Genomic DNA, 10,391 nt, shown 5'->3' on the forward strand with positions numbered 1-10,391 from the left:
CGGGATCGACTTGGTCCTGAGCGTCTGATAGAGAATTGAGGAGAAAGTCCCGCCGTGAACGGCGGGGATGAATCCGACAAACCCTACACGAACCACATTCGACGTGCCGAGAAGATATTTTAAGTAACCTGAGAGCTATTTAACCGTAACCGAGGCGGTCTACCCGCCCCACTAATCGGACAATATCGGGATTCCCTCATTTCAAGCAGAAGAAACCCTCTTCCGTGCCGAAATAGGGTGTAAGCAGTCAAAAGTACCTCCGGATCTCATGCCGGGATAGGAGTACCGGCTGGTTGGCACAGCCCGGAGTCTACCTTCACGACCTCTCTCGAGGATTCCAACCTCGGGCAGAGGTGGTAGACTGNGTACCGGCTGGTTGGCACAGCCCGGAGTCTACCTTCACGACCTCTCTCGAGGATTCCAACCTCGGGCAGAGGTGGTAGACTGTAAACCCCAATATCCCAACCCAACGGTGCGGTGCCGTGGGAATCTTCGCCCTTCAGGGCGGAGAGAATGTCAAGCTGAGTAGGTGTTGGCTGCGAGGCCACGACAGTTTGTGTGGTTGTCGCCGGTATCTGGAATTTCAACGGAAAGGATTGTCTGACGTCTCTAGCCGGGTGAGTCCCTGAATCGCGTCGAAATCATCATCAAACGAATAGAGGTACTCAATGCCCTCACGTTCCATGTACGCAGCAATAGTCGCATCACCGAAGGAGAGGTCCTCATGAGTCTCGAAGAGATCAACAGCGGTAGTGAAGTCTTTCTGTGCTGCGTGGAGCACTTCGAACCCCGCAGACTGATTCAACCGCTCATACGTCTCGGTGGCTGTCTCGTGTCGCTTCCGGGCGTGTATCCAATTGAACGTTTCGAGAATAATATAATTCGTCACCCGGGCTGTCGGAAGCTCACCATGGTCGATTCCACGGACAATCTCCATCGCGATGTCGTGGTGTTCGTCGTCAATGTCGGCCATCCCCATTAGCACACACGTATCGATCACGGCGACTGCCATCAGTTGGACTCTGAGAACGCGGAATCGTCCTCGTAGCCTGCGAGGCCGTGGGTGTCAGAGCCACCACCCCCCATCTGGACTGGCTCAAAGTCGTCGAACGCGCCATAGTGCTGCTTGACGACCGCTACAGAGAGGTTTCCCTCGCTGTCAGTGGTCCACCGGAGCTTGTCACCGGGTTCGATGTCAAGACGCCGGCGGAGGGCTGCCGGAATCGTAACCATCCCGCTATCGCTGACCGTAGTCTCTTCTGGGGGGTCGCCGGTTGCCATACGCGATCGTACGCGCTCCCACACAGTACATGTTGCGCCACCTGTGTGACGGACTGTTGATCCCTCAGATACCAAGATCCCGGAGCGTCCAGTCATTCGGCAAATCGGCGTCGAAGCCGGCCGCTTCGACGAGCTCACGGATGCGCTGTTCGACCGTGTCGTCTAACTCGAACGTGTCGTCGAACTCCTCGTGCCAGTCGTAGTGCCGCGGCATCCCTGGCCAGTGGTCGTCCGTCTGCAGCCCGTAAACGCTGTCGAGTAGATAGCGGCGAAACGGCATATCGTCACGGACGGGACGCGAGAACGTCCCGTCGATCGACTCGTCTCTCAGTAACGCTTCGAGCAGATCGACCGCTGCGTACTGATCGGCGTAGAACGCGTGTTCGAGCGTCGGATTCACCGAGAAGATATCTTCCGAGGCGCGAGCGTGGAGACGGTCGGCCACCGAGTGGTCGGGATGCCCGATTCCCCATCCGTACGCGTGGACTTCCTCCTGTGTGGTATCGGCTGTATCGCCGGCAGCGACTGCGACGGCATCGAGGTACTCAAGCGCCGCAACTGGAATCGCCTCCACATTCTCGGTTAATCGCGTGCGAATTAGATTCCGTCCCACAGCATTCGCGATCGTGGGCGTCACGAGCGGAAGCTCGTCAGCCGCAGTCGGATCGTGCACATCTACCACATTCTCGAGGAAGTTCCAGCCCGCTGATCGCGTCGCTTGATCAAGGGCGTCACTAACGCGCTCGTGGTACGGCCAGAACACGTCTCGGTATGCCTCGCCACTGTTGTCTTCCTCGAGCGCAGCCGAGAGCGCTGACTCGAACTCGACGACTGCGTCGTGAAGAGCGTCTCTGTCACCGTTCGAGAACCGGTCGAGTAGAGTATCAAGTTCGGTGACAGATGCGTTTTGTTTGTCGGCTGGCGACGAACCTGTGGATTGTGACTGTCCGAGATCCGCCGAACCAACGGGTGTCTCCGACTTGACATCCGCACAGTCGTGGAGGCGGAGGCGGGTGAGTGTCTCGAACGACTCACCACAATCGTCGCACTCGTGAGGCATAGTCCTACTACGAGGATGTGGGCAAAATGCGTTCTTCTTTGTTGAGATTGTGCCCGAGACGAGCGTCGGCGACCACGTTACCGTCGAGATACAACAGGTCCGTGAGAACGTGGCCTTCGCAGCGGTCGTGGATCGTGGTCCCCGCTCTGACTCTCTCAAAGATTGAACACTGCCTAGAACTCCCCGAACTGTTAAGACTGTCAGCCCTATACGTCTACACAGACCATGTCCGCCGACAAGCGCCTCCCGGTGACCGAGGAGACTCGGAAGGAACTCCATGAGCTGAAAGAGCCTGGCCAGACCTACGACGAGCTCCTCCAAGAGATGGCTCAGCACCGCCGCCGCAAAGACTTAGAGCAGCGCTTCCAGGAGTTAGAGGAGGCGGACAGCGACGAGTTGACGCCCCTCTCAGATGTCTGAGTACGACGTCCTACTCGCCGACAAAGCGCGTGAGTTTCTTGAGGTTGCCGACGAGAAGACCGAGCGAATCTGTAAAGAGAACCTCGGCTATCCCGCGGAGAACCCGTACCCAGGGCGCGGCCGCGGTGACAAAGAGAAACTCCCTATCGACGGCCGCAGCGAACGGTACCGGATACACATTTCTCGAACCTACACGGCCATCTACACCGTCTTGGAAAACGAAAACGAGGTCCGCGTGTTGGAGATTGTGCCTATCGACGAGGCACACAAGCGATACGGGTTCTGAACACTTGCTCCAAGACTCCCGCTCCGTCCTGTAGACCTACCTTCGGATTCGGAGAGCGATTCACAATTCCTACACAAAATCCTTCAACAGGTTGTTGTTCGTGCTTGAGGGGGGAAGTAGGTCAGGCCGGAACGTCGAATACGCCCCCTCCGGTGTCGTTGTGGGAACGATTTTACCTGAATTGAGGCGCTAAGGCCCCTTCCTCAAGGAGCGACCGAAGGGAGCGAGTAGGGAGGGGATACAGCGCCGCACAGTTCGCAAACACGTTCGACGCTTGGCCCACAGGCCCACGTATGGACACATTTATGTTTATATATTGTTTAAACTCAGCTGATGGATAGGCACGAAATAGAAGGCCACGAAGTCATCGCAGGGACGGCGAAAGCCACCGGCAACGGCGCTCATGTCCTCGTCCCGAAGGACTGGCGTGGCGCAGATGTGAAAATCGTCAGAACAAGCGAACCTACCGACGAATAGACCCGGCAGATGAACTACAACTACAGGTATCGGCTCCACCCGTCTGACGCGCTCGAAGACCTGTTAGTGTGGACCGTCGATACTTGTAGACAGGTCTATAACCACTTTCTCCACCGACTCAACCGAATCGACGACGCCTCGGCATACTCCGAGCAGAAGCGCCTCCCTGACCTCAAAGAGTGGTGGGACGATCTGAAAGACGTTCACTCGAAGGTTCTTCAAAAAGTCGTTCAGCGGCTATACGACAACCTCTCAACGCTCCGTAGTCGCAAAGAGAACGGCTACCACGTCGGAACACTCAACTGGAAGTCACCAAGCGAGTACCGCAGTTTCACCTACAGTCAATCCGGCTTCAAGCTCAAAAACACGAGCGGTCGGGCGCGACTGTGGCTCTCGAAACTCGGAGAAATCCCGATCACCTTCCACCGCGATCTGCCTGACGACGCCGAAATCAAGACCGTCACCGTCAAGCAGGAACCCACCGGTAAGTGGTACGCCATCCTCGGGGTCGAGACTCCCGACGACCCGCCGGAGAAACCCGAGAATCCCGAGAGGTTCGTCGGCATCGACGTAGGGATTCTCAAGTACGCACACGATACGGACGGCACGGCTGTCGAATCACCCGACCTCTCAGACGAACGCGAACGGTTGGAAAGCGCACAGCGGGACCTCTCGCGAAAAGAACACGGCTCTGCGAATTGGGAGAAACAACGCCGAATCGTGGCAAAGCGCCACGACGACCTCAAGCGAAAGCGGCGTGACTTTCTCCACAAATTGTCGAACTACTACGCCACTGAGTACGACTTGGTTGCCATGGAGGACTTGGATGCGAAGGGACTGGTCGAACTGCCGGGTAACTCGCGCAACCGAGCAGGTGCGGCATGGGGAACATTCCTGTGGATGCTCGAATATAAGTGCGAACGCGAGGGGACGCACTTCGTGGCAGTAGACCCGGCGGGGACGACTAAGGAGTGTGCGTCGTGTGGCGTGGAGACGGAGAAACCGTTGTGGGTGCGTGAACACTCTTGTCCTGCCTGTGGGTTTGAGGCAGACAGGGACGCGAACGCGGCGTGGAATATCCTTTCTCGCGGTATGAAGCAGTTAGGAGCGGGACGCCCCGAATCAACGCCTGTGGAGACTGCGTTCCCTACGGACACCGATTCGGTGTCAGCAAAGCGCGTCGTGGAAGCAGGAAGCCCCACCCTCAAGCGTGAGCCGGCAGGCGAGCGGTAGGGTGGGGTAGTTCACCAGATGCCACCTCATTGAAGATATCTCGCTTGAGTAGTGGCATTCCTCCAAATACACTGGTCGCTATTGGTATTTTCAGTGCTAAATCCAAATAGCGGGATGGCTGATTGGACTGTTACACCGACTCGAACTCTCTGGAAACAGATTTGAGACACAGCCTGCTCTGGTTGTACTGAGAAAACACGGATGAGCGCACGAGACAGTCAGTCCGCCCGAACCGTGACCCTTGTCTGTGGACTGTTTTCCCCGTACTCAACCGCTTCTCTGTAGGGAGTACGACGTCCTCACCGAAATGGACCACGCACCCCTATCGATGTGAATAGGTCGAGTTAAGCGAACCTTGCCCTGTGTGGTCGCCGTTCTCGGACGAAGTGTTGTTCCCTGAGTACTCGTCGGGTGTGCCCCGTACGTCCTTGGTCTCGGTGTCGCTTCTCCCACGACAGAGCGCAAACACCACCGGAACCGTGAGGAGGAACACAGCGAGCACACCGACTACTTGGCCGATCATTTCAGCATTCGTCAGCAGGTGTGGTGGTGCGTCGGCAAAGTTGCCGACACGCCAGAGTACAACGAATAACACAATCACGAGCGACCACAACACGCCGCCGAGTAGCTTGATCGGCGGGCGGTGGCTGCCAGCTACTGGCAGCAGAGTGTCGGCACTACCGCCGTTGCGAGAGGCCATACCATAGATTGTCGTTCGTTATGGCAAATATTCAACTGTTTATTTCAGTTGTTTCAGAAGAATGTAATTAGCTCAACGAGTGAGGGTGGCTCGCTCTTCGTGAATCTCGCTATCAGCGCTCAAAAGAATTCACCTCAGATCGACGTAAAATCGAGGCAGTTGACTTTGGCTTTTCACTCACTGGAGGAGAGTAACACAAGCCCGAGCGTGAGAGCGAGAGCGACCGCGATGAAGGCTGTCTGAGGGGTGCCAGCAACTGGGCCTAGCAGCGTCGCAACCATACGAATACACTGCTGAGTATACATTTAAGAGAAACTAGATTCGACCAAGCGCCTCCCAGCGTGGACCACTTAGCTGAGGCATTTCTGTGGGATGTGCCTGAAGATATTATCCACCTGGGAATCTGCCCGTGAGTCAAATGTCGGCTGTGTCTGTCTCAAAGGTCAAGATCGAAGTGACGGGTGAACGCTTTTGTGCGACTCACGAGAAGTGACAGTATGGCTCAGTTGGGGACACAATCGTCAAGCGCGGACCGGCAGTTCGCGTTCGCGTGGGTGGGGATGGGGATTATCATGTCAGTAGCTGTCGCTACAATTGACTTTCTTCCGCTGCCGTTGGAGGCCGTCTATGTGTTTGCCGCTGGCGTCACGCTCCGCGAGGCGCTTGGGTTGGCGTACTGGATACTTCAGAAGTAGCAGAGCGATCTAGAATGGTGGATATCCACCGAGAGACCTCAGACAGTAGTGATCCCCAGTCAGCATCAAACGCCCAATTGGGCCGTTCTGTTCCAAATCTATAGAGAAAACAAGGCGAGCGCCTCGGGGCTTGACCCCGAGGGTGAAGCCGACACTTAGACGTGTTTGATGACGCCTAGTTCGACATTGGCACCGCAGACAGTTACCTCGATGCTCTCGAGTTTATCCTCGACGATGGGACGTACGTCGCTGACAGCGCAACCACAGAGAACGTGACGCTCGACTTCGGCGTCGAAATTCTCGACGGAGCGACGGTAACAGATGTAACACTCTCCCGGACAGTCGTGTTCTCAGACGCAGCCATTCAGGATGCGACACTCGAAGATACAATCGTTGACCGCCACGCCACTGTGGCTGGTGTCTCCCTGTGTGAAAGTACCGTAGGGTATACTCAACGCTAAAACAAGATGAATAAAAACCAACGCAAGGAATCGAGAACGCGCTCAAAGTGGCTTCCGCCCTTCACCAGCAAAACTGAATTGGAGGTAAGCGCGAGCGGGCTTCAGCGTTCGTGTTCCCGAATCGTGGAGTGCGCTGTTTGCCCGCTGTCGGTCGTGGCGACAGCAAGCGCGGAAAAATATTCAAACAAGGGAGTATAGTTTCAGGCAGCGTGGCGTTCCAGCTGCGGTCGCGAACCTTCGGCGCGCTCGGTGCCCTGTCACTCTACCGACTGGTCGGCACCACTGAGGAACTCGTTTTGAGTTCCGGTGTAGGGGCTGCCACCGGAACGGCACTCCGACTGTTCTCTATTCCAGCCGTGAATTGGGCCCTGTTCGCGGTTGTACTCTATGTCTCGACTGCTGACGTAGACCACCTTACACCAACCAACATGGTACAACGATCTGTCATCGCAGGAAGCGCGACTGCTTATGCGGTCACGTGGCACGCGATGTACTTTCGCCTTCTCGGCCCCATTTCGCCACCGCTCGAAACGTCAGCACTCCGGATGGCAGGTGTGACGATGGGAACGGTCGTGTGCCTCGTCCCGACAACTGACAGTGGCGACTGGAAGCGTGTTGGGACGCTCACTATCGGGTGTTTTTCCATCGGATTGATTGGAGGGTTCGCCGCCGGGCTCAGCCCTCTCCCCGAGCTCGGGATCCTCCTCGGTCTCACCTGGCTTGCGTCAAGCCGACCGCTTCCAGCACCGCTTAGGCCCCTCGTGACGTCCGCAACGCTCGACGTTGAGGCCCGGCTGACGCAGGGAATCCTGAAAGCGAGCAGCACCAGCAAAGGCCGATATGCGCTCATTACTGTCTTGACCGGCTTCGTGCTCTCGGGACTATTTTTGCTCGTGGTATTCAATATGTCATATGGCCAGTTGATTGGAGCACAGCAGGCCGGTAGTTGGGTCGGGTTTCTCGGTGTCGGACTGGTGCTGGCAGTGTATGCGGGCTACGGTGTTTGGTTCTGGCTTCGCACGCTGTATCGGTTGCCAGCGTTCATTACTCATTGGGCGGGTCAGTCGGCTGGCTTTCCACCGGTTGCGCGCCCCGTTGGGCTATTCTTCCCGGGCAGCGTGTTCGTCAGTGGATTTCTGTTGGTAGCGGTGCCAGAACGACTCCCGCTCGAGTTCGTTTCCCGGCCCCTCCTTACAATCGGTCTGCTTCTGCTCGGGCCAGTGTTGATCTGGAAATCCATCACAATCACCAGTGAACGCGCCCCCCAACCTAGCGAGTCGGACCAGTACGCTGTTCCGGGCGCGCTTGTGGTTCAAGCGATTCCGTTTGCCGTGTTCATCTTCCGGGATGTCGTCGCATCCGTCCTCGCACTCATTATGTTGTTCGTGCTTCCGGATCTGAAAGCCCGGTTTGGAACACGCCCTGCCAACGCCCTGGTGTGTGCGACGATTGTAGTGTGTGCTGTAGTGCTGTGGCCACTCTCACTTGCGAGCGTGCTTTCGATCCATCTCCTCCCCGCAGGCATCGGACTCGCAATCGCTATCGGTGACGCGCTCTCCGAGCAGTACGTCTCGGGTGGGTCACCATAGGACACCACCAAGCTCTTCGACCAAGGTACGTGGAGCCACTCGTCAATCGTAATATTCCGCGCTGTGCCACGACCACGATCCGTCCGCATCGGGACCGTGGATGTAGCCGTTATCAGAGAGTTGGTGGACGTCCCCGATGTAACGTCCAATGGCCGTGTCAGCGGGGTACCAGTACCGGTTGTCGTCGTCAGACTCATAGTAGAAGGAATTGTAGCCCCCGCGGTTGTTGTAGTATCCGCTGAGCGAGTTGGCGACGCCTGATGTCTCGCCTTTGTTGCTTGCGAGGTGTACTTCTGCGAGGAGGTGGCGGTTTCCAGAGACGGATTCACAAAGGACGAGCCGCGTGGTCGCGCCGATAGCTTCGAGCATCGAGGCGACCAAGACAGCCTGGCAATCACAGTCGCCAGCCCCTGTTTCAAGAGTTTCTTCGGGTGGCGCAACGTAGTTTTTTGTGCTCGGGTCTGGCACGTACGTAATGTTCTCATTGAGGTACTGATGAATCGCGGCCGCCTGTGAGTAGCTGAACGTGCCGCCACCTGAAGTGTGGTCGCTCGCAATGTCAACAGCAGTTGTTCTGACGGCCGTTGGGTCGATCTTCTTGGTAAACGGGTCGGAGGCTGCCTCCGCGTCACGGTTTAGATTGGGCGAGACTGTCGTTTCGTCAGCGTCCGCATCGTCGTTCGAGCGATTGACCGCTGAGCGCTGCCGGTTTGGACTGTCAGCCCCATTCGACGACCCCTGTGAGGTGTCGGTGAAGAGAACGAGGAGCGCAAGCGCGACAGCACCTCCGAAAACCGCCGAGGGACTCACTCCGAGGAGGTCAAAATATAGTTCAGCGCCTCCGAGGCCGAGTCCAAACAGGAGGACGATCGTCGCGAACGGACCGAACCTCCACTTGAACACCTGATCCGCAAACCCATCAAACACGCCGATTACGACAGCGAGTCTGAGAAACTGCTCAAAGCTCAAGAATGGCAGCCCAAACAACGCCTCGGCAGCACCGCCACAGAGTACAATCGGCACAGCGCTGAAAACGGCCGTGAGCACGAAATCCGCAATAACGGTCCGTATCGATCCGAGTGTAGGGCCACACATTGTGTCTCCTCTGTCACGTTCTCATGTCCCGAACGTACTTGTAGATTTTTGACATTCGCTGCGTAATAAAACAAAAGGAGTTCCTCGTTGGGGCTCGGCTACTGACGCAGGGAGGCATGTTGTGAGTTTGTGCGTGTTTCTTGGGAGTTGTCCTGAAAGAGTGGTCGCCTTGACCAGTCCTGGTCATCTTACTCAACTTGCGCGGGTCGTGGCATCAATCCACCCTCAATGTGGCTGTTTTCTAGAATTGACATCCTCCCCGCGCTAAAGCGCGAGGCCTTCTCCTCGATTCTCCCTAATTGTTGAGAAAGTGTTATGTGGGACTAACTGTATCAATATTATATGACAGAGACCTCCGACGGCCCTCGGTGTGAGTGCGGGCGGCGGATCCCACGCGGACTCTCCGCAGCGTCCCAGTGCGATCGCTGCCGGAACCAACAGAACGGTCATCGCCGGTAGCGTTTCACTTCACTCAAGATACGCCGGTTGACGTTCTCTATACTCAAAAATCAATCATCCAACGGGCGTGTGCCAGAAGAGGCTGTCCAGCATGAGCAGACAACAGACGACAAGCGCAGTTGATATCGCAACTGTATACGCCTCAAAGGTTACGCCGACAAAATGTGCTGTGAGCAGTGTGAGCGGCATCAACGTCAAAACTGCGTCCGGGTAGGCGACATCGGGTTCTGCCATCAAGATCAGCCGCTCCCTGACCCGCCATGGATGATCTGTGTGCGCTGGCGAATGGGTGCCTCAAAATCTCCAGTAGCTCCCACGACCCGGTCGTACTGTGTGATCGCCGTGTTTCGGACGCCCCGCATCGCAGTCTCGATGAGAATGCTACATGCTTCGAGAACCGTTCGCTGTCCCGAGTCCTTCGTTTCTTCAGCCATCAACTCACTATCATAACACCAGCAACAAAAAACTAATTACATGTAATTATAGCTTAACACAGCCTCTCAAACGACCCACTCGTCTGCTAGAGGCACTTGATCGATTTTATACAGATTCGAGGAGAATACCTGCGGCTTTAGCCGCAGGATGAATCCGACAGAACTCTCCACGAACCACTGTTCGGTGACATTCCTGAGTTT

13 protein-coding genes and 2 pseudogenes are annotated in these 10,391 nt (G+C 56.4%); 8 read left to right on the forward strand and 7 right to left on the reverse strand.

Features of this window, described 5'->3' with window-relative positions; translation table 11 throughout:
• Positions 1-352 precede the first annotated feature (352 nt).
• A pseudogene (locus C464_RS19990) lies at positions 353-454 on the forward strand (RNA-guided endonuclease TnpB family protein); the annotation flags it as partial.
• A 129-nt stretch (positions 455-583) separates the two neighbouring features.
• On the opposite strand, the gene C464_RS12755 reads toward C464_RS19990, so the two are convergent.
• The 3 genes from C464_RS12755 to C464_RS12765 form a co-directional block, all read right to left on the reverse strand.
• A complete protein-coding gene (locus C464_RS12755; RefSeq protein WP_049911155.1) occupies positions 584-1,012 on the reverse strand; it encodes a type II toxin-antitoxin system VapC family toxin in 429 nt (142 codons plus the stop codon).
• Entirely contained in the window at positions 1,012-1,281 is a 270-nt protein-coding gene (locus C464_RS12760; protein ID WP_006114160.1) for an AbrB/MazE/SpoVT family DNA-binding domain-containing protein, read from the reverse strand. The genes C464_RS12755 and C464_RS12760 overlap by 1 nt, the downstream gene beginning before the upstream one ends.
• Positions 1,282-1,345: 64 nt before the next feature.
• On the reverse strand, positions 1,346-2,341 hold the full coding sequence (locus tag C464_RS12765; protein WP_006114161.1) for a hypothetical protein: 996 nt from the start codon (positions 2,339-2,341) through the stop codon (positions 1,346-1,348).
• A 37-nt stretch (positions 2,342-2,378) separates the two neighbouring features.
• On the opposite strand from C464_RS12765, the pseudogene C464_RS19675 reads away from it, so the two are divergent.
• The 5 genes and pseudogenes from C464_RS19675 to C464_RS12780 form a co-directional block, all read left to right on the forward strand.
• Positions 2,379-2,507: pseudogene (locus C464_RS19675) on the forward strand (TRAM domain-containing protein); the annotation flags it as partial.
• A gap of 59 nt (positions 2,508-2,566) precedes the next feature.
• On the forward strand, positions 2,567-2,761 hold the full coding sequence (locus C464_RS12770) for a hypothetical protein (protein ID WP_006114162.1): 195 nt from the start codon (positions 2,567-2,569) through the stop codon (positions 2,759-2,761).
• Entirely contained in the window at positions 2,754-3,047 is a 294-nt protein-coding gene (locus tag C464_RS12775) for a type II toxin-antitoxin system RelE family toxin (protein WP_006114163.1), read from the forward strand. Before C464_RS12770 ends, C464_RS12775 begins: the two co-directional genes overlap by 8 nt.
• A gap of 333 nt (positions 3,048-3,380) precedes the next feature.
• Positions 3,381-3,524 carry a DUF2080 family transposase-associated protein gene (locus C464_RS18565; protein ID WP_152420945.1) on the forward strand — a complete coding sequence of 48 codons (144 nt, stop codon included), beginning with the start codon at positions 3,381-3,383 and terminating at the stop codon, positions 3,522-3,524.
• 9 nt (positions 3,525-3,533) lie between these two features.
• Entirely contained in the window at positions 3,534-4,757 is a 1,224-nt protein-coding gene (locus tag C464_RS12780; RefSeq protein ID WP_006114164.1) for an RNA-guided endonuclease InsQ/TnpB family protein, read from the forward strand.
• 322 nt (positions 4,758-5,079) lie between these two features.
• Here the strand turns inward: C464_RS12780 and C464_RS12785 are convergent, their stop codons facing one another.
• Positions 5,080-5,457, reverse strand: a complete 378-nt coding sequence (locus C464_RS12785; RefSeq protein WP_049911157.1) for a hypothetical protein — start codon at positions 5,455-5,457, stop codon at positions 5,080-5,082.
• Between the two features lie 497 nt (positions 5,458-5,954).
• On the opposite strand from C464_RS12785, the gene C464_RS12790 reads away from it, so the two are divergent.
• Positions 5,955-6,152 (forward strand): hypothetical protein, encoded by a 198-nt coding sequence (locus C464_RS12790; protein WP_006114165.1) that lies wholly within the window; start codon positions 5,955-5,957, stop codon positions 6,150-6,152.
• Positions 6,153-6,822: 670 nt separating this feature from the next.
• Positions 6,823-8,202 (forward strand): hypothetical protein, encoded by a 1,380-nt coding sequence (locus tag C464_RS12795; protein ID WP_152420946.1) that lies wholly within the window; start codon positions 6,823-6,825, stop codon positions 8,200-8,202.
• 42 nt (positions 8,203-8,244) lie between these two features.
• On the opposite strand, the gene C464_RS12800 is transcribed toward C464_RS12795, so the two are convergent.
• From C464_RS12800 to C464_RS12805, 3 genes are all read right to left on the reverse strand, one after another.
• Complete coding sequence (locus C464_RS12800) at positions 8,245-9,297, reverse strand: transglutaminase-like domain-containing protein (protein WP_080510452.1); 1,053 nt, start codon at positions 9,295-9,297, stop codon at positions 8,245-8,247.
• A 513-nt stretch (positions 9,298-9,810) separates the two neighbouring features.
• Positions 9,811-9,990, reverse strand: coding sequence for a hypothetical protein (locus C464_RS18570; RefSeq protein WP_152420947.1), 180 nt, complete (start codon positions 9,988-9,990; stop codon positions 9,811-9,813).
• Positions 9,991-9,995: 5 nt separating this feature from the next.
• A complete protein-coding gene (locus tag C464_RS12805; RefSeq protein WP_049911159.1) occupies positions 9,996-10,190 on the reverse strand; it encodes a hypothetical protein in 195 nt (64 codons plus the stop codon).
• Positions 10,191-10,391: the final 201 nt, after the last annotated feature.

Source organism: Halorubrum coriense DSM 10284 (assembly GCF_000337035.1).
Taxonomy (GTDB): Archaea; Halobacteriota; Halobacteria; order Halobacteriales; family Haloferacaceae; genus Halorubrum; species Halorubrum coriense.